Annotated in this window: 19 protein-coding genes; 8 read left to right on the top strand and 11 right to left on the bottom strand. The window is 44.9% G+C overall.

Going from position 1 to position 24,612, the window contains the following annotated elements; genetic code table 11:
• Positions 1-16: 16 nt before the first annotated feature.
• The gene (hrpA, locus tag IE103_RS13365) at positions 17-4,138 is read right to left on the bottom strand and encodes an ATP-dependent RNA helicase HrpA (RefSeq protein ID WP_373295243.1); all 4,122 of its coding nucleotides are present in this window, start codon (positions 4,136-4,138) and stop codon (positions 17-19) included.
• Between the two features lie 24 nt (positions 4,139-4,162).
• Between hrpA and argA the strand changes: the two genes are divergently transcribed.
• Together argA and IE103_RS13355 are read left to right on the top strand one after the other, a co-directional pair.
• Positions 4,163-5,473: an amino-acid N-acetyltransferase gene (argA, locus tag IE103_RS13360; protein WP_189346623.1), complete on the top strand. Its 1,311-nt coding sequence runs from the start codon at positions 4,163-4,165 to the stop codon at positions 5,471-5,473.
• Between the two features lie 84 nt (positions 5,474-5,557).
• Positions 5,558-5,830 (top strand): oxidative damage protection protein, encoded by a 273-nt coding sequence (locus IE103_RS13355; RefSeq protein WP_189346622.1) that lies wholly within the window; start codon positions 5,558-5,560, stop codon positions 5,828-5,830.
• A 183-nt stretch (positions 5,831-6,013) separates the two neighbouring features.
• Here IE103_RS13355 and aceB read toward each other — a convergent pair whose 3' ends face one another.
• On the bottom strand, positions 6,014-7,600 hold the full coding sequence (gene aceB / locus IE103_RS13350) for a malate synthase A (protein WP_189346621.1): 1,587 nt from the start codon (positions 7,598-7,600) through the stop codon (positions 6,014-6,016).
• Between the two features lie 457 nt (positions 7,601-8,057).
• On the opposite strand from aceB, the gene IE103_RS13345 reads away from it, so the two are divergent.
• Complete coding sequence (locus tag IE103_RS13345; RefSeq protein WP_189346620.1) at positions 8,058-8,966, top strand: LysR family transcriptional regulator; 909 nt, start codon at positions 8,058-8,060, stop codon at positions 8,964-8,966.
• A gap of 137 nt (positions 8,967-9,103) precedes the next feature.
• Here IE103_RS13345 and IE103_RS18610 read toward each other — a convergent pair whose 3' ends face one another.
• Together IE103_RS18610 and IE103_RS13335 are read right to left on the bottom strand one after the other, a co-directional pair.
• Positions 9,104-10,810 carry a methyl-accepting chemotaxis protein gene (locus tag IE103_RS18610; RefSeq protein ID WP_189346619.1) on the bottom strand — a complete coding sequence of 569 codons (1,707 nt, stop codon included), beginning with the start codon at positions 10,808-10,810 and terminating at the stop codon, positions 9,104-9,106.
• 245 nt (positions 10,811-11,055) lie between these two features.
• Positions 11,056-11,259: a cold-shock protein gene (locus IE103_RS13335; RefSeq protein WP_186916917.1), complete on the bottom strand. Its 204-nt coding sequence runs from the start codon at positions 11,257-11,259 to the stop codon at positions 11,056-11,058.
• Between the two features lie 320 nt (positions 11,260-11,579).
• Between IE103_RS13335 and IE103_RS13330 the strand changes: the two genes are divergently transcribed.
• Positions 11,580-12,020, top strand: coding sequence for a hypothetical protein (locus IE103_RS13330; RefSeq protein ID WP_189346618.1), 441 nt, complete (start codon positions 11,580-11,582; stop codon positions 12,018-12,020).
• Positions 12,017-13,039 (top strand): CapA family protein, encoded by a 1,023-nt coding sequence (locus IE103_RS13325; protein WP_229827279.1) that lies wholly within the window; start codon positions 12,017-12,019, stop codon positions 13,037-13,039. The genes IE103_RS13330 and IE103_RS13325 overlap by 4 nt, the downstream gene beginning before the upstream one ends.
• Before the next feature lie 111 nt (positions 13,040-13,150).
• On the opposite strand, the gene IE103_RS13320 is transcribed toward IE103_RS13325, so the two are convergent.
• From IE103_RS13320 to IE103_RS13300, 5 genes are all read right to left on the bottom strand, one after another.
• A complete protein-coding gene (locus IE103_RS13320; RefSeq protein WP_189346617.1) occupies positions 13,151-13,474 on the bottom strand; it encodes a 2Fe-2S iron-sulfur cluster-binding protein in 324 nt (107 codons plus the stop codon).
• Between the two features lie 13 nt (positions 13,475-13,487).
• On the bottom strand, positions 13,488-13,784 hold the full coding sequence (locus IE103_RS13315) for an SCP2 sterol-binding domain-containing protein (RefSeq protein WP_189346616.1): 297 nt from the start codon (positions 13,782-13,784) through the stop codon (positions 13,488-13,490).
• A gap of 13 nt (positions 13,785-13,797) precedes the next feature.
• On the bottom strand, positions 13,798-14,451 hold the full coding sequence (locus IE103_RS13310) for a class I SAM-dependent methyltransferase (RefSeq protein ID WP_189346615.1): 654 nt from the start codon (positions 14,449-14,451) through the stop codon (positions 13,798-13,800).
• Between the two features lie 59 nt (positions 14,452-14,510).
• The gene (locus IE103_RS13305; RefSeq protein WP_189346614.1) at positions 14,511-15,452 is read right to left on the bottom strand and encodes a CysB family HTH-type transcriptional regulator; all 942 of its coding nucleotides are present in this window, start codon (positions 15,450-15,452) and stop codon (positions 14,511-14,513) included.
• A gap of 197 nt (positions 15,453-15,649) precedes the next feature.
• Positions 15,650-16,639 (bottom strand): fumarylacetoacetate hydrolase family protein, encoded by a 990-nt coding sequence (locus IE103_RS13300; RefSeq protein WP_189346613.1) that lies wholly within the window; start codon positions 16,637-16,639, stop codon positions 15,650-15,652.
• A gap of 271 nt (positions 16,640-16,910) precedes the next feature.
• On the opposite strand from IE103_RS13300, the gene IE103_RS18605 reads away from it, so the two are divergent.
• Both IE103_RS18605 and IE103_RS13290 read left to right on the top strand, forming a co-directional pair.
• On the top strand, positions 16,911-18,509 hold the full coding sequence (locus tag IE103_RS18605) for a methyl-accepting chemotaxis protein (RefSeq protein WP_189346612.1): 1,599 nt from the start codon (positions 16,911-16,913) through the stop codon (positions 18,507-18,509).
• 18 nt (positions 18,510-18,527) lie between these two features.
• A complete protein-coding gene (locus tag IE103_RS13290; protein WP_189346611.1) occupies positions 18,528-19,058 on the top strand; it encodes a GNAT family N-acetyltransferase in 531 nt (176 codons plus the stop codon).
• 146 nt (positions 19,059-19,204) lie between these two features.
• Here the strand turns inward: IE103_RS13290 and IE103_RS13285 are convergent, their stop codons facing one another.
• Together IE103_RS13285 and IE103_RS13280 are read right to left on the bottom strand one after the other, a co-directional pair.
• Positions 19,205-19,672, bottom strand: a complete 468-nt coding sequence (locus IE103_RS13285) for a cyanophycin metabolism-associated DUF1854 family protein (RefSeq protein WP_189346610.1) — start codon at positions 19,670-19,672, stop codon at positions 19,205-19,207.
• A 2-nt stretch (positions 19,673-19,674) separates the two neighbouring features.
• A complete protein-coding gene (locus IE103_RS13280) occupies positions 19,675-21,939 on the bottom strand; it encodes a cyanophycin metabolism-associated ABC transporter (RefSeq protein WP_189346609.1) in 2,265 nt (754 codons plus the stop codon).
• 409 nt (positions 21,940-22,348) lie between these two features.
• Between IE103_RS13280 and IE103_RS13275 the strand changes: the two genes are divergently transcribed.
• Entirely contained in the window at positions 22,349-24,529 is a 2,181-nt protein-coding gene (locus IE103_RS13275) for a cyanophycin synthetase (RefSeq protein ID WP_189346608.1), read from the top strand.
• Positions 24,530-24,612: the final 83 nt, after the last annotated feature.

The raw sequence follows: 24,612 nt of genomic DNA, 5'->3' as shown, positions 1-24,612 counted from the left end.
AAACATACTCCAAAACCTACCGCAACAAACTCTCCCAAACCTTCTGCAACCTCTTAACCGACACAGGCATAGGCGTCTTCAACTCCTGCGCAAACAAAGACACACGCAACTCCTCTAACAACCAGCGAAACTCAATCAACTTAGGATCAGCATCCACACCGGATCGACGCGGCGTACGTTGCCATGGCTGCGCGACGATGTTCCACTCTGCCATTAACTTCGCATCACGGGCAGGATCGGCGCGGAGTTTGTCCATGCGTACCGTGATCGCTTTCAAGTAACGCGGATAATGGGCTAACTGGGCGAAATCGACTTCGGCGATGAAGCGTTTGGTGACTAAGTTTTGCAATTGTTGTTGCATATCAGCTGCCGCTTGCGCGTGCGCTTTTAGGCCTTGTAGCTTCTTCGGTAGGCTGTAATATTCCGCCAAAATTAAGCCTGCTAAACGCGCTATTTCGTTGGCTAGTAGATTGAGTCTAGCTTTGCCTTCATCGCGGCGTTTATTAAACTCGCCAGAATTTTTCGGTAATGGCGATTGCATGAAGGCACGATCTAAGGCAGCCGTGACGATTTGTTCGCGCAACTCTTCTTGTGAACCTAGCGACATAAATTGCATGCCCATTTGCTGCAAGCTCGGAATATTCTTTTCTAAGAACTTGACTTGCTCTTTCATCTGCAAGGCGAACAAACGACGTAAGCCCACGTGATGTACGCGTGCAGCTTCGTCGGGATCATCAAAGACTTCGATGTGGCAATGCGTTTGTTTATCGACTAAGGCTGGGTATCCGATTAAGGTTTGTTTGCCTTGTTGGACTTCGAGTAGTTCTGGTAGTTCGTCGAAGGTCCATGCGGTTAAGTTTTCTTGTTGGATTGCTGGGGCTTTTGTTTCCGATTTGCTCGCAGTGTTTGCTGAACTTGACGACACTGGATTCCCGCTTTCGCGGGAATGACGGTTAACTAAGGATTCGGTTGCTGCTGATTTAGAGCTATCTAACAAAGCTAATTTGTCAGCACTGGCAATCTTCTGAAAACTCTCACGCGCTTGTGAGCCGAATTCGGCACGTAACGTGGCGAGGTTACGGCCCATCTCTAATTGACGTCCGTGTTCGTCGATGATTTTAAAATTCATCGTCAGATGCGCGGGTAATTGCTCAAATTTAAAATCCGTGCTCAGACATTGCAAACCTTTTTGTTCACGAATATCGGCGATCAAGGTTTCTAAGAAATTGCCTTTACCAAATTCATTGCGCTCACAAAATCCGGCTGCGTAATCCGGTAAAGGAACACAATGACGACGGATTTTTTGCGGCAGTGATTTGAGTAATAGCTGTACTTTTTCTTTGAGCATGCCTGGCACTAGCCATTCGCAACGTTCGGCGGAAACTTGATTTAAGGAGAACAAAGGAATCCATAACGTCACGCCGTCGCGCGGACTACCCGGTTCGAAGTGATACGACAGTTGCAAACCCACGCCAGAGACTTGCATGAGCTTAGGGAAAAAGTCGGTGGTAACGCCAGCTGCTTCATGCCGCATCAACTCGTCTTTGTTTAAATAGAGTAGCTTGGGATTATTTTTTGTCGCTTCTTTATGCCATTGCTCAAACAAGACCGCATTGTAGACATCGGCCGGTAAATGTTTGTCGTAGAACGCGGCGATTAAATGATCATCGACTAACACGTCTTGCCGACGTGATTTATGTTCGATGTTTTCAATCTCGCGTATCAGTTTTTGATTGAAAGCTAAAAACGGCGCGCGCGTATCGAAATCACCTTCGACTAGCGCATCACGAATAAAAATTTCACGCGCTTCTTTAGGGTGCGTCAGGCCATACTGTATGCGTCTTTGGCTGTACACAACCAAGCCATACAAGGTCGCGCGTTCAAAGCCGGACACTTGTCCCGTACGTTTTTCCCAGCGTGGTTCGCCGTAAGATTTTTTGAGTAAATGACCCCCAACTTTTTCTAACCATTCAGGTTGTATCTGTGCGAGGCAACGACCATACAAACGCGTGGTATCAACTAACTCAGCAGCCATGATCCATTTACCAGCTTTTTTCGCCAAGTAAGAACCTGGCCACACATAAAACTTGATGCCGCGCGCGCCTAAGTAGTGCGTATCTTCTTCCGACTTAAAACCGATATTGCCTAGCAAACCCGTCAACAAGGAAAGGTGTAATTGCTCATAAGTGGCGGGCGTTTCATTCACACGCCAGCCTTGCTCTTTGACGATGGTCAACAATTGCGAATGCACTTCGCGCCATTCACGCAAACGCATTTGGCTTAGAAAATTGCTGCGGCAATTGTCTTGTAATTGACGATTGTTTTTTTTGTGTTCAATCGCGTCTTCAAACCATTTCCAGATTTTGAGATAGGACGTGAATTCGGATTTTTCATCCGCAAATTTTTTGTGCGCTAGGTCGGCTGCGCTTTGTGCATCCATCGGACGATCGCGTGGGTCTTGTACCGACAAAGCGGCTGCAATAATCAAGACTTCACTCAAAGCTTGATTATCTCGTGCCGCCAAAATCATGCGGCCTACGCGGGGATCTAGCGGCAGCTTTGCAAGCTCTTTACCAACTGCAGTTAACTGATTGCTGTCGTCCATCGCACCCAGCTCTTGCAAGAGTTGATAACCATCGGCGATTGCACGCCCCAAAGGTGGTTCGATGAATGGGAAAGTTTCAACATCCGTCAAGCGTAAAGACTTCATTCGCAAAATGACCGACGCCAAAGATGAGCGCAAAATTTCTGGCTCGGTGAACGCGGCACGTTGTTTAAATTCTTGCTCGTCATACAGTCGAATACACACACCTGCAGCGACACGACCGCAACGACCTGCACGCTGATTGGCCGCCGATTGGGCGATCGCTTCGACTTGTAATTGCTCGACTTTATTACGATAGCTATAGCGCTTGACGCGTGCCAAACCTGCATCGACCACATAGCGTATGCCCGGCACGGTCAGCGAGGTTTCTGCCACGTTGGTCGCTAACACAATACGTCGAGCATTGGAAATTTTGAACACACGTTCTTGTTCTTGTGCCGACAGTCGGGCAAACAAAGGCAAGATTTCTACATGCGGTGGATGATGTTTGCGCAGCGCTTCGGCGGCATCGCGAATTTCGCGTTCACCCGGCAAAAACACCAAGACATCGCCGGAACCTAATCGACATAATTCATCGACTGCGTCGGTGATCGCTACCATCAGATCGCGTTCTTTGTCTTTTTCATCCGCTTGTATCGGACGATAGCGCACTTCTACTGGATACAAACGTCCTGATACTTCAATCACTGGTGCTGCTTTGCCGTGTTCACCAAAATGATTGGCGAATCTTTGCGCATCGATCGTCGCTGAAGTAATGATGACTTTGAGATCACGACGTTTAGGCAAGATCTGTTTGAGATAGCCAAGCAAGAAGTCGATATTCAAACTGCGCTCATGCGCTTCATCGATGATGATTGTGTCGTATTGACGTAACAGTGGATCAGTCTGCGTTTCTGCCAGCAAAATACCGTCGGTCATCAGCTTGACCGATGCGCCTTTGCTCAAAGTATCGGTGAATCGGACTTTAAAGCCGACATGCTCGCCTAACGGCGAATTGAGTTCCTGCGCGATGCGTTTCGCAGTCGATGATGCCGCTATACGACGCGGTTGCGTATGCCCGATCAAACCCTTTTGGCCGCGCCCCAATTCCAAACAAATCTTTGGTAGCTGCGTGGTCTTACCCGAACCGGTTTCACCGCAGACGATAATGACTTGATGTTTTTTGAGCGCTTCAGCGATTTCATCACGTCTGCCCGAGACCGGTAATTCTTCTGGATAAGTAATTACCGGCGGTGGGTTGCGAAATGGCAGACTAGGCTCTGGTCGAGTCTCTGTCTTTTTTGCTTGTGGCGACTTCGCTTGCTGATGCTTATGCGTGGCTGGCCGCGGCGACAAATTTCCTGGCTGACTAGTGTTTTTAGCACCACTTCCTGAATGACTTTGGGGTGCAGCAGGCTTGGCTTGCTTATCCTTTTTAGGAAATCCAGCGGGTTTGACTTGTTGTTGTGCCGCTTGACGCAGGCTGTCACGCAAAGCCTTCAAGTCTGCAGGCATTTTTTTTGGTGATTTTTGGGGAGTTTTATTATCAGACATAGCGGACGCGATTATAATCCGTCCATGGAAAATTCTGTTCAATTCGTTCATTGGCTGCGCTCGGTCGCACCGTATATTCATGCCTTCCGTGGAAAGACCTTCGTGGTCGCGTTTCCGGGAGAACTTGTGGTGGCTGGCGCCCTGCCCGTTTTGGCGCAGGATTTGTCGCTACTGCACGCGCTCGGAATCAAGATTGTGATTGTGCATGGTTCACGTCCACAAGTCGCCGAGCAATTGGCACTGCGGAATGTCGAAGGCCGTTTTCATAACGGTATACGGATTACCGATACTGCTGCACTGGAATGTTCGAAAGAAGCCGCAGGCGAATTACGCTTAGATATTGAGGCCGCGTTCAGCCAAGGTTTGCCAAATACACCGATGGCACACGCGGCGATACGGATTATTTCTGGCAATTTTGTTACGGCAAAACCGATCGGGATTGTCGATGGGGTTGATTTTCAACTGACGGGAACCACCCGCAAAGTCGCGTATGACACAATCGACCGTATCTTGGATGCGGGTAGTCTGGTGTTATTGTCGCCACTAGGATTCTCTCCGACCGGTGAAGCTTTTAATTTGACGATGGAAGATGTAGCGGTTTCTGCTGCTACCGCTTTGCGTGCGGATAAACTCATCTTTATCTCCGAAACACCAATGATGGTCGATCAAGATGGTGACGAGATTCGTGAATTATCGTATAAACAAGCGGAAGCAGAACTTGAGAAGAAGTACCTAGCTTCTGACGCTAGCTTTTATCTCGAACATGCGGTCAAAGCCTCACGCGGCGGCGTCCCACGTATTCACATCGTGCCTTATAAGATTGATGGCTCCGCCCTGCTTGAATTGTTCACGCATGATGGCGTCGGCACCATGGTCTCCACAGAAAACCTCGAAAGCTTGCGTGAAGCGACAATTGAAGATGTTGGTGGCATTATTAAATTGATCGAACCGCTTGAAGCCGATGGCACCTTGGTCAAACGTGGACGTGAATTAATTGAACGCGAAATTAATTACTTCTCCGTCATCGAGCATGATGGCGTGATCTTTGGCTGCGCGGCGTTGTACCCCTTCCCCTTCGACAAAATGGGCGAAATGGCTTGTCTCACGGTGAATCCCGATGTGCAGAGCCAAGGCGATGGCGAACGTATCTTGAAACATATGGAAAAACGCGCCCGTCGTGCTGGATTCCACTCTTTGTTTGTGTTAACGACTCGCACAGCACATTGGTTCTTAAAGCGTGGATTTGTCCAAGCTACTGTCGATGATTTGCCAAAAGATCGACAAAAAATGTACAACTGGCAGCGCAAATCCTTGGTCTTAATCAAGCAACTATAAGCATGCTTGCCAACTAGATTTAAAAATCAAACGTATAATCAAGGCTTATCCCCTAGAATTTGAATCATTAAAGGAGTACCGATTATGGCCCGCATGGTCCACTGCATTAAATTAGATAAAGAAGCTGAAGGCCTAGACTTTCCAACTTATCCAGGTGAATTGGGTAAAAAGATTTTTGAAAATGTGTCAAAAGAAGCGTGGGCTGCGTGGTTGAAACATCAAACCATGTTGGTCAATGAAAATCGTTTGAATCTCGCCGACACACGTGCTCGCAAGTATTTGGCGACACAAATGGAAAAGCATTTCTTTGGTGATGGTGCAGATGCAGCGCAAGGTTATGTGCCACCGAGCGAGTAAAGTACACAGCACACCCAAAAAATGAAAAGCGAGCTTCGCGTAAACTAAGCTCGCTTTTTTATTGGTTAACTGAATCAATCGGAGCAATTACGACTATCACTGGTGTCCAATTGTTTCTGCTAACTTGCTGCACCGTACTACGATCTAATCAATCTTGTCGGCGCAATCTCCTCACATCACAACTTAAATTTCTTCGTACAAAGGCAAAGTCAAAAATTCTGCAAAGTCAGCCGAAGTCGACATTTCTTCGAAAATCTGCGCAGCTTTATCGTAAGTTGCACCTTCACCGACTGACTGCTTTACCTTCACCAACTCCTCCACTATCATTTCGCGCACCATCGCAGCAGTAATCTTACGACCATCTTCCAGCACGCCTTTGGCGGAACGTATCCATTGCCAGACTTGCGAGCGACTAATTTCGGCAGTTGCTGCATCTTCCATCAAGTTATGAATTGGTACGCAACCATTACCCGCTAACCACGCGCCAAGATAATGAATACCGACATTAATGTTGTAACGCAAACCAGCTTCGGTGATCGGTGTTTCTGGTTGGAAATTGAGCAAATCTTGCGCACTCACGACGACGTCGGGGCGTTTTTTTGTAATTTGATTGGGCGCATCGCCTAAAACTTTCTTAAACTCCGCCATCGCCAAATCAACCAAACCAGGATGTGCCACCCAGCCACCATCGTAACCATCGGTCGCATCACGTGCCTTGTCGTTACGTACGCCTGCCATCGCAACTTCATTTTTTTCAGGATCGTTTTTAATCGGGATTAAAGCTGCCATTCCGCCAATTGCTGGTGCATTACGTTGGTGGCAAGTCTTCAATAATAACAAGGCATAAGAACGCATGAACGGTGCCGTCATCGTTACTTTTGCACGATCTGCTAAACAGAAATCGCCGTCATTTTTAAACTTTTTGATGCATGAGAAAATGTAATCCCAACGGCCTGCGTTCAAACCAGAACTATGTTCACGCAGCTCATATAAAATTTCATCCATCTCAAATGCAGCGACGATGGTTTCAATCAAGACGGTCGCTTTAATCGTCCCTTGTGGCAAACCAAGTTCGTTTTGTGTCATCACGAAAATATCATTCCACAAGCGCGCTTCTAAATGTGATTCCATTTTAGGCAAATAGAAAAATGGACCAGCGCCACGTGCGATTTGCTCCTTAGCATTATGAAACATAAACAAGGCAAAATCAAAGATGCCGCCAGACACTCGCTTACCATCAACTAGTACATGCTTTTCATCTAAATGCCAGCCGCGCGGACGCACAACTAAAGTCGCGATCTTGTCATTGAGCTGATAACTTTTGCCATTTTGTTCTAGGTTAATCGTACGACGCACGGCATCACGCAAATTGATCTGACCAGTAATTTGATTATCCCAATTAGGTGTATTGGAATCCTCAAAATCGGTCATATAACTATCCGCGCCAGAATTTAAGGCATTGATAATCATCTTGCGCTCAACAGGACCGGTGATTTCAACACGACGGCATTCCAAGGCTTTGGGAATTGGCGCAATTGTCCAATCACCATTACGAATATGCGCGGTTTCAGGAAGAAAGTCTGGTCGTTCACCCGCGTCCATACGCGCAGCGCGAGCAGCGCGCGTGCCTAACAATTCTTGCCTACGCGTTTCAAATTGGCGGCTTAATTTGGCGACCAAATCTAAGGCATCTAGCGTCAAAATTTGCTCAAAACCAGGCTTGATTGCGCCTGTAATTTCCATACCGGCAGGTAATGTCAGTTGTGTCATAGTGGCTCACCTATAAAAATAATCAACAAAATTAGTAGTAAATAAGCAGTGGAAATACGGTTCAATCATTGCAGCGCACAATTTATTCTTCAATAGCGATTTTTCGCAGTAGAAATGATTGATACAGTCATAAATTCATAAAAAACTTAAAAAAATAAAAAATTTAAGGCAGATTTAGATGCAAATGAATAGTTAAATCAAAGTATATTCAACATCTATGTGTACATAATGCCTCGTTTTATCACAGTATTTTTAACTTTTAATCACAAATAATCCAATATCAACAATTTATTGTTACTATTAGTTAAAAGACTAGCTTAATTTGGCACGCACTCACTACAAAAATAAACGCACTTCGATACACCAATAACGGATATTCGAATACGCGTGCGGAAATTCAATTCAATCAGATTAGTCAATTTCTCATAGAAGAATTGCGTATGGTGGAGACTTAAAGATGGACCAATTTAAACAGATTTCGACCTTTGCTGAAGTTGCTACCCGTGGCAGTTTATCTGCCGCCGCACGTGCCGAAGGAGTCGCACCTGCAATGATAGGTCGACGACTCGATGCTTTAGAGGAAAGGCTCGATGTGAAGCTTTTGCAACGCACTACTCGCAAAATCGCACTCACGATCGAAGGTGCAGCATTTCTCGAAGACTGCCAACGTATTTTGGCAGAACTAGAAGAAGCAGAAACATCGGTTTCTGAACGCAGCGCAAAAGCGAGTGGTCAATTGACGATCTCCGCTCCCGCAGGATTTGGACGGCAACATGTGGCGCCTTTGATTCCTAGCTTCCTAGCAGAACACAAAGAAGTGAAGCTGACCTTGAACCTCAACGACCGCGTAGTTGATCTGATTGGCGAAGGTGTGGACGTTGCGATTCGTATTGCAACTTTAACGGATTCGAGTCTCATCGGCGTCAAGCTAGCAGACAATAAGCGCGTGGTCGTAGCCTCACCTGACTACATCAAACGTCATGGTCGTCCGCAGACCTTGGATGATTTGCACCACCACAATTGCCTGACATTTAGCAGCGATGGTAGCCAACGCGGTTGGACTTTTCGAGAAAATGGAAAAAATGTGTTGCGCAAAGTAGAAGGCAATATGGTTTGCAATGATGGTGCGGTGTTGCATGACTGGGCCTTGTCTGGCAAAGGGCTCGCGTGGCGCTCAATGTGGGAAGTTGGCAGTGAGATCGAAACCGGCAAATTGGTCACTGTCTTAGACGAATACAATGCACCAGGCAACGATATATACGCGATCTTTGCGCAGCGTCGTCACTTACCCTTACGCATACGCGCGTTTGTGGATTTTTTGCGAGCCGCGTATGCCAAACCGAATTATTGGCAGCACAAGATCTAAGCTGCTGTGCAGTGCTGTACTATGCTGGGATTCGAGCTAGCTAGCATTAGTTAGAATTAGTCAACATGCGTTATCGAAAAAAACAAAGGCGACTATGAGTCGCCTTTGTTTTCAAACTAAATCACATCCACTAACAATTAAAACTCTTCCCAATCTTGATCGGAACTCTCTTGCTTACTCTTAAACGAGGATGAAGAACTTTGATTTGGTAAGGATTTAACTGCCGCTTTCTTTACAACTGGTTTCTTCGCTGCTGGTTTCGGTGCAGAGGATTCAGCCATATAGTGCTGGCTTCTATCGTTTTCACTAAGCTTGAAAATGCTGACCGCTTGATTCAAGTTATTCGCCTGCTCTTGCATACTTCCGGCTGCAGCCGCCGCCTCTTCCACTAACGCGGCATTTTGTTGAACCGCTTCATCCATCTTTGTAATCGCGATATTTACTTGTGCGATACCATCACTCTGTTCAGCACTAGCGGCGGTGATCTCCGCCATGATATCGGCCACACCTTTAATTGAGACAACAATCTCATCCATGGTATGTCCAGCATCGTCAACTAAGCGTGAGCCAGTTTCTACTTTACTTACAGAATCATTGATTAACTCTTTAATTTCTTTTGCGGCACTTGCAGAGCGCTGTGCCAAACTACGTACTTCAGAAGCGACTACCGCAAAGCCTCGACCTTGTTCACCCGCACGGGCAGCCTCAACCGCAGCGTTCAACGCCAGAATATTGGTTTGGAACGCGATTCCATCGATAACGCCAATAATATCGACAATCTTCTTCGAGCTATCCTTGATCGAATTCATGGTATGGACAACATCACCAACTACTTGACCTCCTTTGCTTGCAACGCCAGAAGCCTTCAAAGCAAGCGTATTTGCTTGACGTGCATTGTCCGCATTTTGTTGAACCGTAGAAGTCAATTCCTCCATCGAAGATGCGGTTTCCTCTAAGCTAGCTGCTTGGTTCTCAGTTCTGGCGGATAGATCCATGTTACCTGTTGCGATTTCTCCCGATGACACAGCAATCGAAGAACTACCTTGTCGTACAATTGTTACGGTCTGCACTAGGTTTTGACGCATATTTTCGAGACCGGTAAGCAACTGCCCCATCTCGTCATTTGATTTCGCTTTAATTTGCGTAGACAAATCACCGTTGCCAATTGCCTCAAACTGATTTAATACAAAATGTAAAGGATGAGAAATCGCAGCTAGCAAGAAATACGCAGAAATAGAAACTGCAACTAATCCAGCAAGCACCCCAGCAATATCAACCCACATAAAAACCTTAAATGCGTTTTGGCTTGCCTTAAGTTGCGCTTCTGCCATCGCAAATTGGATTGACTCTAGTTTGATAATCTTCTGGGAGTAGTTCTCATACAACTTACCCATTGCACCTGCATTAATCTTATCTGCAGCCTCAGAATTGCCTGCTTTCACTGCCGCTAAGGTTGGCAAAAATCCTTCTTTCAAAAATTTATCTAACAATTCCTTGGCTTCTCCAACAACAATTTTCTCTTCTTCCGTCATTGGCAATTTAAGGTATTTATTCCAATCATCATTCGCGTCAACGAGGTATCCATCGATACGTTTCAAGGTTTCTGCATGATTTGGCAATTCTGGATGGGCAATCGCACGATCAAGCAAGACGCGAGCACGCAAATAAGTGACCCGTGAATCGGCCAAATGTTGCATTGACGGCATTTGATTCGCAAACAATTCACTAATGATTGCATTGCTATTTTTAACGCCCCAAATACCCATCAAACCACCGACGACCAGCATAATTCCCATGACGGCCATCGTGGCGATCAATCTAAACCTAATCGTGACATTAAACATACGCTTGTCTCCAAATAAATGTATGTGAAAGAATGGACATGCATTCTTTCAGAATAACGTAGTTGCTGAAAATCAATATTGATTTAGCATAAGCTCAGTATAGATAGCTTTCGATCAATTCGAAAGAGATATTGCCTATATTCAATTGAAAAATAATGCAAATTAAAAGAAAGCAACAAAAAAAAACCCGACCAAATGGTCGGGTTTTCATTTTGCGACTTTAACAAGTCATACAAGTTATCAAATTAGATAGCTTGAATGTTTGAAGCTTGTTTGCCTTTAGGACCTGTAGTCACGTCGAAAGAAACACGTTGGTTTTCTTTCAAAGACTTGAAGCCTTGAGATACGATTGCTGAGAAATGTGCGAACAAATCTTCGCCGCCTTCGTCAGGAGTAATGAAGCCAAAACCTTTAGAATCATTAAACCATTTTACAATACCTGTTGCCATTACAATTTCCTATTTCAGTTAATGTGGGCAGTTGCCCGATAAATCGTTTCAACCAAGCAAGAAATGACAGACTGATACTGCACTACTACCTAGAATCTCAACGATAGCCCCGATTATACGCACAATTTCTCTGGAAAGTAAATTTTAAATTGAAAGTAGCAAATTTCGAGGTGTTTTCAACGTATTTCGACAATTTCCTGATCGAATCGACCATTCTCCAAAAAGAGCTTCACTCTGCTCTGAGCAAACGAAAGTTTGATACTAGTTTTTTTTATAGCAGACCTCTACACTAGCGCCTCGTTTGACTCTTTCCAAAAAATATGAAAAGCCAACCCAAGTATCGCCAATTGAGGCTAGCTGTGCTTTTACCGATTTTGCTGCTCGCCAATTTACCTGTCGCTCAGGCCACTGCTTCAAAAAACCAAGCCTTATTGCGCTGTAATGTTACATATGCTGGCAGTACACAAATAGTCGAGACCAGTGTTAGTACGGATCCTTATGTGGCGCCAATTCACGATATCGGGGGTCGCTTTAGTTTTAAGGCTGTAATGATAGGCGATCATAAAAAGCTGAACTACATCAAACTGTATGCCTACTTACAAGGGCGAGATGCAGATGTACCTATCCATCAAGCGACTTATAAAGATCCCATTCAAATTGGACGCAAGATGCGAGCGCTGACTCCCATCAATTATCTATATGCGGGAGAAGTCGAGCGAGAATTGCAATATCAGTGCTTTCTAGGATTGCGTCAACAATGAAAAACTTAATTCAACAACTAATCATCACCGTCATTTGCGGTATGGCGATTCCATGCTTCGCACAAAACGATACATCGACAACAAAGGCGACAACTAAGCCAACCAAGCAAGTGAGCATCTTGTTTGTTGGCGATATGGTGTTGGACGATTTGCCCGGTAAAGCCATCGAACAAGGACAAGACCCGTTCGCGGCATTTGAAAAAATATTTCAAAGTGCGGATATTCGCGTAGGCAATTTAGAATGTGTGATTGCCACAATAGGAAAAGCCTCAGAGAAAAACTTCACATTTCGCGCCCATCCACGTGTTATTCCTCTCTTAAAGAAATACTTCGATGCGATTTCAATTGCGAACAATCATTCGGGTGATTATGGACCAGCTGCTTTTAGCGAAATGTTGACACTACTAAATACACAAAAGATGTCCTATTTTGGTGGCGGGAATAATCTGAGCGAGGCACATCGTCCGCACATTATTGAGCGGAATGGTTTACGCATCGCCTTGTTAGGCTACGATGAATTTATGCCGCGCAGTTTTGAGGCGAACGTCAACAAAGCCGGTGTGGCATGGAGTGAGGATGAACAAGTGATCGCCGACATTAAGGCAGCCCGTCAACAATATCGTGCAGACATTGTAATCCCCTTTATGCACTGGGGCTGGGAAAACGAAATGACAGCAAATAAACGTCAACGTGAATTAGCGCGAATCATGATTGATGCGGGTGCTGATGCCGTGATTGGTGGCCATCCGCATGTAATCCAAGATACCGAAACCTACAAAGGCAAGCCAATTATTTATAGCATAGGCAATTTCATGATTGATGCCGTTGATAACGAGGCGCAAACCTTAGGCTGGGCTATTCGGCTTCATATTGATCAACATGGCGTCAAGGCCTGGGATACAAGAATGGCTAAGCTGAACAAGGAAGGTATTCCTAGTCCAATCCCAGAAGCAAGTAGCGCATGTTGGGATAAAAAGTCAGGGGAACTCAGAACTTGTAAAAACGCGCAGTTACAATAAACCCAAAATCAATCTCGATTTCATTTCATCGCCGATAGTTTTCGTTCAGATTAATCAGCCTACCCAAGCATCAATCACAAAGCTATCGGCGCATGCTAATGCACATTCGATTTACAAAGAGCTCAGCACAAGTTCATCGATAATCAAGGAACTTAAAGGCGTTGCGACACAAGGCAAAATGTAGCCATCTAGTTTTTCGTCAAAGCTCAACCCTGGCCATTCCACCACATAATTCACTTTTCCAGTTTGCAGTCGGCACAAGCAAGTTCGGCAACTTCCGTTGCGACATGAATTCGCGATGATCACTCCATGTCTTAATGCTGCCTGCAAGATTGTTTCGTTCGTTGCACAGCTAAACTCAATTCCTTGCTTAACGAGTTGAATTCGAAACTGCTTGGTTGACTGCTTGGTTGATGGAATCTCTTGCGTCACCATAATGAGAGCTATCTCAAACGACTTTTTGCAGTCGCATCGCGATACTCATATCGCCTGCTAATTTAAGCTTGCCACTCATAAATCCACTTACTGGATTTAACTCTCCAGCCAATAGCGCAACTAAGTCGTCAAGCGCGAGACTTACTGTGCAGTCTGCATCACGGTCCTGGTTATCAACCTGATGCGGACGGGCGATCGCATCAACAAATATCACGCCATCTGCACCACAATCAAACTTAAGTCGCGCATTTAAGCTACTCTCTTCGCCAAGCTTTACTCTAATTTTTTCAGTACAAATTTGCAGCGTCATTTTTAATTAATCCTTATTTCAACACGCAAGTCAGCATCCAAAAAAATTCATTACGGCTAACACGAATATCGCGTGCAATGCTTGCAAATTTTTTCTTCAAATAACTATCGGTAGGGAAATTCTTAATCACTTCGACGCGCGTACCATCAGGCAATTCACGAATCTGATAGGTATTACCATCACTATCAGTGCGCGCTGTTGGCGCGGTAAAATCTTCGACAATATTGTCGTCGATCAGTACCACCAAACCACCGTTTCCAATCGCTTTACGGATATTTTTAAATACAGATTCATATTCATCGCGACGAACGTGTGACCACATACCAGCAGCAAAACAAGCATTGAATTTCTGCTCAACTGGCAATTGCAAGTCATGCCAATCTGCGATCGCGAACCTTACTTTATCTTCTGGATAATCGTGATCTTGCGCCAGTTCCAACATCACTTCATTGATATCGGTTGCAAATACGGACTTCGCCGTTTCTGCAATATGTTGCGTCCAAAATCCAGAGCCACATCCCAGTTCCAACACATCGCGATCAGCGAGTGCTTCAGCGACATGTTCCGCAGCAGCATAAGCGTCTTCCTCTAGATCTGGTTCTTGATATTTTTCATCAAAGCTTTCAGCGCATTGCGCATAATATTCAGCTAATGCTTCACGCTTCATTTCATTCTTTCAGGATTACAATAAATTAAAATTTTTATGTGGGTCGATCTCATCATTATTTAAAGATCGTAACTATCTTTACCACCTTGCATGACTTGATCGATCAATTTGCGATTCATGGTCGGTGACAGCATTTCTATAAACGTGTACATATAGGTGCGCAAATAAGCGCCCTGTCTAACCGCGACACGCGAAACATTCATTCCAAACAAATGGCCGACAGATATTGTGCGTAAATTTTGATCGCGTTCCGGATCAAACGCCATTCCAGCAATGATGCCAACGCCCATACCAAGTTCGACATAGGTTTTAATCACGTCTGCATCAATCGCTTCTAACAAGACATCGGGCTTTAGATGACGCACTTCGAACGCGTGATCAATTTTGCTGCGCCCCGCAAATGCAGCGTCGTAAGTAATCAAAGGATACTTGGCAATATCTTCTAGCGTGATCGATTTCAATTTCATCAAAGGATGATCGGGCGTCACCACCACCACGTGCTCCCATTGATAACAAGGCATGGATACCAAACCATCGACACTCGTAATTGCCTCTGTGGCGATTGCAATATCAGCTTGATCACGCATCACCATTTCTGCAATTTGTTTTGGACTTCCTTGCAATAGCGACAAACGTACTTTCGGATATTTCTGCATGAATGCTTGCACAAGTTTAGGCAATGCATAACGCGCTTGTGTATGCGTCGTCGCAATCGTAAAACTACCGCTATCTTGCGCAGCAAACTCTTTACCGATGCGCTTTAAACCATCAATTTCTTGCATGATCATTTCTACCGACTTCAACACCGCGCGACCAGGCTCAGTCAAGCCACGGATACGCTTGCCATGTCGCGCAAAAATATCAACGCCCAACTCCTCTTCTAGCTCAATAATCGCCTTAGATACACCGGGTTGCGAAGTAAACAGCGCCTTGGCAGCCTCAGTTAAGTTGAAATTCTGTCTGACCGCTTCGCGTACGAAGCGCAATTGATGTAAGTTCATGCAGGCATCCTTGAGTCAGAATAAAGTAAATGATCGCTTTTGGATCGTTGTTGAATCACTGCTTATCGGATAAAAAGACTTAATTCTTTATACGATAAATATTAACTTTATTCAGTTTATATAACTTAGACAGTATATAGACTCAAGGATCGATTTTCTAGAAAAAATCCATTTCCTATTCAAAAAACCGCGATTCTTCAGTTTTTTGTGTACTCAACCACGCTTTGTTCGATCGCACCAAAAATCGACTTGCCGTTTTTATCGAGCATTTCAATCCGAATCTTATCGCCAAATTTCATGAACGCTGTACTAGCCTCGCCATTCGCGATCATTTCCAAGGCGCGCTTCTCAGCGATGCAGCTATAACCTTTTTTCGGATCTTTGTTAGATACCGTGCCTGAACCAATAATCGTACCGGCACGTGCATTGCGTGTCTTACACAAATGCGTAATTAACTGCGGAAAAGAAAATACCATATCAACGCCCGCATTCGGTTGACCAACCAAGTTGTCGTTCCAAGTTGAGCGTAGTGGCAAATGAACTTTGCCATCTTTCCAAGCTTCGCCCAATTCATCTGGTGTCACTGCAACCGGTGAAAAACTCGATGCCGGTTTCGATTGAAAAAATCCAAATCCTTTTGCCAGTTCAGCCGGAATCAAATTGCGTAGCGAAACATCATTTACCAACATCAGCAAACGAATATGCTCACTTGCATGTTGCACCTTCACCCCCATCGGAACATCACCGGTAATCACCGCGATTTCGCTTTCAAAATCGATGCCCCATTCTTCTGAAATTAATTCAATATCGTCCATCGGACCAATAAAATCATCGCTTCCGCCTTGGTACATCAAAGGATCGTGCCAGAAACTCTCAGGCATTTCAGCATTGCGCGCCTTTCTCACCAATTCCACATGGTTGACGTAGGAAGAACCATCTGCCCATTGAAATGCGCGTGGCAAGGGCGCCATACAATTTTGGGGATCAAAATCAAAACTATTGATACCGCGACCAGCATTCAAGCGTTCGTATACTTCATTTAATTGAGGGGCGATGAAATTCCAGTCATCTAAAGCATGCTGTAAGGTCGCAGCAATTCCGTCCGCGATTTGCGCGGTTTTCAGATCTCGCGATACAACGATTAATTGTCCGTCGCGAGTACCATCTTTTAATGTAGCTAATTTCATATCTTTTAATTTCAATAAAATAAATCTGACGAGGGCGTCGCGTACGCTATGCAAGAGCAACGACAATTTCGCCATTTTACAGTGTAGCTTTGTTGGTTTTCAGTGATCCCGACAATAAATTAATTTTAGAAAGGTTGAAGTCTGTGTATGATTTATTACGTGCAGGCATCTCTATTTTGCCCAAATGATGCACTAAAGCCTTAAAGAAATTTGATTGTGCCGTAATTTCTACAAATCACTTCTATTTCAATCTAAGTTTAGGAGGCATCAAATGCATTTGAATTCATTCAAGATTCGTACGCGCCTATGGCTGGGTTTTGGTATGTTGTTATTCATAATGTTAGTGATGAGCGCATTTAATTCAAATCGTCTAACTGATATAGAAAAACAAACTTCGACGATGCTGGATCAAAATGTAAGTGGTGTCGAGATCTCCCTCGAAGTTGCCCGCCTGATGCAAGAAAATGGCCGCCGTGTTTCATCTTTATTTCTGACGCGCGATCAAAATGTACGCAAAGAACAATACCAAATCATTGACGCGAATAAGAAAACCATAGGACAGCTACTCGAAAAATTAGCGAAACAAGGCAATGATTCCGAAAGAAAAACCTTGATTGAAACAGCAACCAAATCACGGGTGGCATTTGTCGCATCTTTTACCAAAGCCGCCGATGCACTGGAGCTGGATGATATTGAAGCAGCAGAAAATCAAATGAATAATGTCGTGTTTCCAGCGCTCTCCAAAGCAACGATGGACATGAAAGCGGTCGTCGATTATGAACGCAAACAATTAGAGAAAGAAGAAGCAGCAGTAAAAGCTGATGTGAGCTGGTCAATCAAAATGATGATTATCACCGGCATTTTAGCAACGACAGTTTGCGCTTTCTTAGCATATTGGATCACCCGCTCAATCACGGTTCCACTCAACGAAGCAATTGATATTGCAACACGCGTCGGCAATGGCGATTTAACCGCTAGCTTCGAGAAAAACGCAGAAGATGAGACCGGCGTTTTACTCGATGCACTCGAACATATGAATCAAAACTTGGTTCAAACGATTCAAACAGTGAATCAAAGTGTGGAGACGATTGCAACTGCTTCGAGCGAAATCGCAGCAGGTAATGCCGATCTCTCTTCTCGCACCGAGTCGCAAGCTGGGTCTTTAGAGGAAACTGCTTCTTCCATGGAAGAACTAACATCAACCGTCAAACAAAATGCGGATAATGCTAGGCAAGCAAATGCGATGGCATTGAAAGCCTCTGATGTCGCGAAAAAAGGCGGGGAAGTCGTCGGCAATGTAGTTCACACGATGAATTCAATCAAAGATAGTTCAAAGAAAATTGTCGACATTATTGGTGTGATAGATGGCATCGCATTTCAAACCAATATTCTTGCCTTGAATGCGGCGGTGGAAGCGGCGCGCGCTGGCGAACAAGGTCGAGGCTTTGCCGTGGTTGCTTCTGAAGTTAGAAGCTTAGCGCAACGCTCCGCCGGAGCTGCGAAAGAAATTAAGGAACTTATTAACGATTCTGTGACCAAAGTCGATGATGGCGCACGCTTAGTCTATGATGCCGGAAATACGATGGATGAGATAGTCTCATCAGTGAAATACCTAGCGGATCTGATGGCGGAAATCACTGCGGCGAGTCAAGAACAAAGTGCTGGCATTGAAGAAGTCAATTTAGCGATTACTCATATCGACGAAATGACGCAGCAAAATGCAGCTCTCGTAGAACAAGCTGCCGCAGCAGCAGAAAGTATGCAAGAACAAGCCCATGCTTTATCACAAGCGGTTGCCGTGTTTAAGCTACATCCGGCGCAATATACTGGCGCAAAACCTGTTCAAAAACGTATAGCGATTCCCACATAACATCAGAAATGGCGATAGATGACACAAGCACTGCATCCAACAAAAACTATTTTTGAAACAGAACGGCTGCGCCTCCGAACTTTAAATGCAGGCGATGCCGTTTTTTTTCTGCGCTTGGTCAACGATCCTAGTTTCATCAACAATATTCGCGATAAAGGAATACGTACGATCGCCGACGCTGAAAATGCAATTCAAACGGCGCATCGCGATGTGCAAGAACGGTTGGGATTTAGTCTCTATTTGGTGGAAAGACAAGAAGATCAACAAGCAATTGGCCTATGCGGCCTGGTTCAACGCGACGAATTACCTGGTATCGATATTGGCTATGCGTACTTACCAGAATTTGGACGCAAGGGTTATGCCTATGAAGCGAATCAAGGATTACTAAAATACGCGAAACAGGTGCTGTCGATGCAAGAATTACTGGCGATTGTCTCGCCCCATAATCTCGCATCCAGTCAACTTTTAGAAAAACTGGGATTCCAGTTTGAAAGCAACTTTCAACTAGCCGCTGGCGACACCGTTAAACTATATAGATGTTTGCTATAAAATTTGGTATAGATCGCGCTTCAATATCGAAAGTAATGTAGTGAACGTGTGATATTGGTGCATCGTTACCCCAGTAATACGACTGCACCAATTCAGTGAATAAATATTCTGTTTTAGATGCGCAGTCGAACCAACGCCCATCCCGCTTACAAAAATCTATCTAGGATCTTTCGACTGTGCTTATCGATTTCAAACATATTGCGGACGAAAAAAAGAATGCCGTGATTATCAGAGATTAACAAAGAATCTTTTCCAATTCGTCGTATATCTTCATCGCCTTTAAGCACAAAATTCGTATCGCCACGATCTGTTTGAACATGCCAAGTGCAAGGTGTCGCAAAACTAGTAACGCTCACAATTTTTATGATTTCAGGCATGAATTCGCGACCTTCAAGCTCTTCGGTGATTAGGTCGCGAATTGCTGCTGGTAAATCAGCCAAATGATCAATCCAAGCAAGCTCTGCGCCATTTTCTTTAACCAAAGAAATCCCGTCATTTGGCGATTGAATTGGAAAAGCGCGTACTGGTCGCACATCGACATGTTCAACACCGTTCGCATCAGTCAGTACCAGTTGTCGAAAACTATTTCGTGCCAATTGAAATGAAGTCGTCATGTTTATTCTCCCGCTACTGCCAGCGCGGCAGCATTTCGCGCCTGCGCCTCATACAATTTAAAATAAGCGCCCTGCTTTGCCATCAAGTCATCATGATTACCGACTTCAACGATCTCGCCTCGATCTAACACTACCAGTCGATCCGCTTTATGCAGAGTTGAAAGTCGGTGTGCAATCGCAATTGTGGTGCGACCTTGGACCAAATTATCAAGTGCTTTTTGGATTTCTTTTTCTGTTTCTGAGTCGACAGACGCGGTTGCCTCGTCCATGATTAAAATGCGCGGATCGATCAATAAGGCCCGTGCAATCGAAATACGCTGACGTTCACCGCCAGACAATCCTTGACCGCGCTCACCAACCATCGAGTCATAGCCTTGTGGCAGACGCAAAATAAATTCATGCGCGTGCGCAGCGCGGGCTGCCGCAACAATCTCTTCTCTGGTGGCATGTGGCTTACCATAAGCGATATTGTCGGCAATCGTACCAAAGAACAAGAATGGCTCTTGTAACACCAAGCCAATATGACTGCGATAGTCAGCAACCGCGAATGATCGTATATCAACACCATCGAGCAAAATTGCACCCTCGGCGACATCATAGAAACGACATATCAAATTCACTAAAGTGCTTTTACCTGAGCCACTATGTCCAACAAGTCCAATCATTTCTCCGGGTTGAATGTTTAAACTCACATTGCGATTGACGGCGCGATTTCCATAACGGAATCCCACTTCACGCAATTCAATCTGTCCTTTGACTTCGGTAATTTTCACCGGATTTTTTGGCTCTGGAACACTAGAGACATGATCCAAAATATCAAAGATACGTTTTGCCGCAGATGCTGATTTCTGAGTTACTGACACGATACGACTCATGGAATCGATACGGCCATAAAAATTGCTGATAAAGGCAATAGCAGCGACTAACTCACCCACAGTGATTTCGGCATGAGCAACTTGCCAAATACCAAATGCCCAGACCACCAAAATTCCGATATCCGTCAAAAATGACACGATAGGCGAGAACAGAGACCATACTTTATTTAATTTATCATTGACCGCTAAATTATGTTTGTTCGCTTCACGGAAACGCGTCGCTTCACGTTTTTCCTGTGCGAACGCCTTTACCACGCGCACCCCAGGAATTGTGTCCGCCAATACATTCGTTACTTCACCCCAGACGCGATCGATTTTCTCAAAGCCAGTTCTCAAGCGATCTCTAACCATGTGAATCGACCATGCGATCAATGGCAATGGCAACAAGGTGACCAGCGCCAGCTTCACATTAATTTGCAACAAAAACGCTGCAGTCATTAAAAACATCAAGACATCAGTAGCAAAATCAAGCAGATGTAAAGATAAATACACGCAGATTCGGTCGCTCTCGCTACCAATACGTGACATCAAATCACCCGTTCTTTTGCTACCAAAATATTCCAAAGATAATTTCAGTAAATGCTCGTAGGTAGCGGTGCGTAAGTCAGCACCAATGCGCTCTGACACCAATGCCAAAATATAAGTTTTACCCCAACTCAATAGCCAAGCCAGAATCGCTGCGCCGAGCAAACCACCTATATATAGTGCGACCAAGGAGGTCTCCACCACCTTACCGCTTTGATAAGGAATCAGCACTTCATCCGTCAAGGGCTTAGTCAAGTAACGCGGAATCATATGTGCCGCTGTACCTAACAACATCAAAGTAAATCCGATGATCAAAGAAATCTTATATGGACGAGCAAAACGCCACAGACGGAACAAAGTCCATGTCGATGGCGGCGTATGAATAACCTTGGTACAGACTGGACATTCTTCTTGATCCGCCTCCAAAATCGCTTTGCAACTTGGACAAACATTCTGTTCTGGTTTCTCAACTGGGCGTCCAGTCAAGCGTACTTGTAATTGCTCATTGAAGGCATCCATCAAACGCATAATCAGCAAGTTTTGACCTAGCGTAAAACGCCAATGCGCCAACAAATTATTCGCATCAACTAGTTCCAAATGGCCGACACCAGCATGATCGTGGTGACGCATTTGTAGGCCTTGCTTGAAATACCAGCTTTGCCACTCAGAAGACTCACTCGATTTAGATAACAGACGTTGATCAGTGACGACGATCAATCCACGTTGAAAACGCAATTTCGAATCAAGATCCGTTTCCACTGCACTTAAAAGCGTTTCTCCTTGCCCTATTTGCAAGCTCAACTCTGCCTTCCATACCTCAGGCAGACTCGAAGTTGCGCTAGTGATCGCTAATGTTGCTGTTGTCATCGTAAAGAAAACTCCATAGATGGGCGTTCGCCAAAAAAGCGCAACCCCAACAAAATATTAAAAAAACCGCACTTATTTTTGCGTATGCATACGAGATAATGCGCTATTCATCAACAAAGCTGATGAAAACTGTAGAAGATTGCATCAAGCTGTATGACTGTAACGACAAATTACGGTATTCTGTCGACAGGAAAACAAGATCAAGGTGATTATTTGTTTTGGTAATTGGCAGAAGTATACCAGCAAGCATAGGTGCGTTTTTTTCAATTTTGCTGAAATTAACAATGCGTGTCAGCCTAGTTTGCCGAAGATACGTTACTCATCATGCCAAGCAATCCAAACAAATTGGAATCCAATTAAAAATTGAAGCGAATGGTGATTTCACTATTCAATACTAAAATTGACATTCATGACTACAAAAAAGAAAGACATCACGCCGCTCCGAATTTCGCATTTACGCGGACCTAATATTTGGACTTATCGCCCTGTCATCGAAGTTTGCTTAGATATTGGCGAATTCGAACAACTTCCCTCAAATCAATTACCCGGCTTATACGAAAGATTAACCGCACGCTTGCCGGGCTTGATGCAACATCGTTGTGGCGTTGGTGAAGTAGGCGGTTTTCTAGAACGATTAAAAGAAGGTACTTGGGTTGGCCACATCCTTGAACACGTTGTTCTTGAACTGCAAAATATGGCGGGAATGCGTACTGGTTTCGGCCAAACACGCTCTACGCATATCGAAGGCATTTATAAGATGGCGTTTCGCACGCGTCAAGAACAAGTCGGACGCGCTGCGCTCAACATGGGACGTGATTTACTCATGGCCATGATTGAGGATCAAGCGTATGACTTCGATACCGAATTAGAAAAATTGCGAGATATGGTTGACTCACTTTGTCTGGGACCAAGTACCGCACACATTGTTGACGCCGCAACCGATCGCAACATCCCTTTCATTCGTCTAACTGAAGGTAATCTGGTACAACTCGGTCATGGTGCTCGACAAAGACGCATTTGGACGGCGGAAACCGATCGAACCAGCGCCATCGCTGAGAGCATCGCCAGCGACAAGGATATGACCAAGTCGCTGTTAAAAGCATGCGGCGTTCCCGTACCAGAAGGAAGCTTAGTACGCAGCGCTGAAGAAGCTTGGGAAGAAGCACAAGACATTGGTTTGCCAGTGGTAATTAAACCTTATGACGGCAATCATGGACGTGGCGTTACACTAAATCTGATGACCCAAGAAGATGTCACCGCAGCGTATGAGATTGCATCTGCCGAAGGTGACAGCGCAAGCGTGATTGTTGAACGCTATATCGTCGGCGACGAACATCGTCTCTTAGTCGTTGGCAATCGCATGGTTGCAGCAGCCAAGGGTGAATCCTTGTGGGTGATTGGCGATGGTAAATCCAGTGTGAAAGAATTGGTTGAACAACAAATCAATATCGATCCGCGTCGAGGTGAAACTGAAGAATTCCCACTCGGTCTAGTCAAGCCAGACGAGAGCGCTGAAATTATTCTTGACCTTAAACGTCAAGGCATGACTGCTGATTCCATTCCCGCTGCTGAACAACGTGTTCTGATTCAACCAAATGGCAATGTGGCGATTGATGTGACCGATCAGGTACATCCTGAAAACCAACGTTTAGTTGCACTAGCAACGAGGATTGTCGGTTTAGATATTTCTGGCATCGATTTGGTGTGCCAAGACATTTCCAAACCATTACAAGAACAAGGTGGCGCGATTATCGAAGTCAACGCCAGCCCAGGCTTACTTTCTCACCTCAAACCCGCAGTCGGCCAAGCTCGTGATATTGGTGCGGCCATCATCGAGCATCTATTTGGATCAGAAGACAATGGTCGCATGCCAATTATTGGTATCGCTGGCAGCAAAGGTACTAGTTTAATTTCTCGCTTGGTTGGCAGTATGCTGAGCATGGAAGGCAAATATACAGGTGTTGCTTGCGCCGACGGCTTATACCTTGATCAACGCCAAGTAGTAAAAAGCGATTGCACCGCGTGGAACGCAGGTCAACGCTTGTTATTAAACCGCAATGTACAAGCGGCTGTATTTGAAACCAATGCAAAATGTATTTTGAATGACGGTCTCGCTTACGACAAATGCACGGTAGGCGTACTTACTGATATTGATGGACACAACGATCTATCAGCCTATTACATCACCGAAGCAGAACAAATGTTTAAAGTGATGCGCACGCAAATTGATGTGGTACTGCCACAAGGATGTGCTGTCATTAATGCTGCCATTTCTAGTGCAGAAGAGTTAGCAGAGTTGTCGGATGGCGAAGTGATTTTTTATGGTCTTTCAACACACAATGCTGCGATCTGCAAACATCTGCAATTAGGCAAGCGCGCCGTGTTTTTACGTGATGAAGAAATTATTCTAGGCACTGGCAACAGCGAACAAAAATTGTTAGCGCTTTCTGCTTTAAAACCATCCAAAGCAGAACAGCCAGAAACGATTATGGCCGCAGTCGCCGCTGCGTGGGCATTGGATATATCACCAGATGTCATCGCTGCAGCACTCCGGAATTTTGATTCAAATCCGCCAAAAAAACATTATTAAAAAAACGCTGACTCAAAATTAGATTTTTGCTCAACAAGCGAAATCACACACAGACATTTTGGGCAAACTGCCCAGAGATAGGA

The organism is Affinundibacterium macrobrachii, from assembly GCF_014652415.1.
Classification (GTDB): domain Bacteria; phylum Pseudomonadota; class Gammaproteobacteria; order Burkholderiales; family Burkholderiaceae_D; genus Undibacterium; species Undibacterium macrobrachii.
Note: the sequence above shows the minus strand (reverse complement) of the source record. Positions and strands in the feature narration are given on the sequence as shown.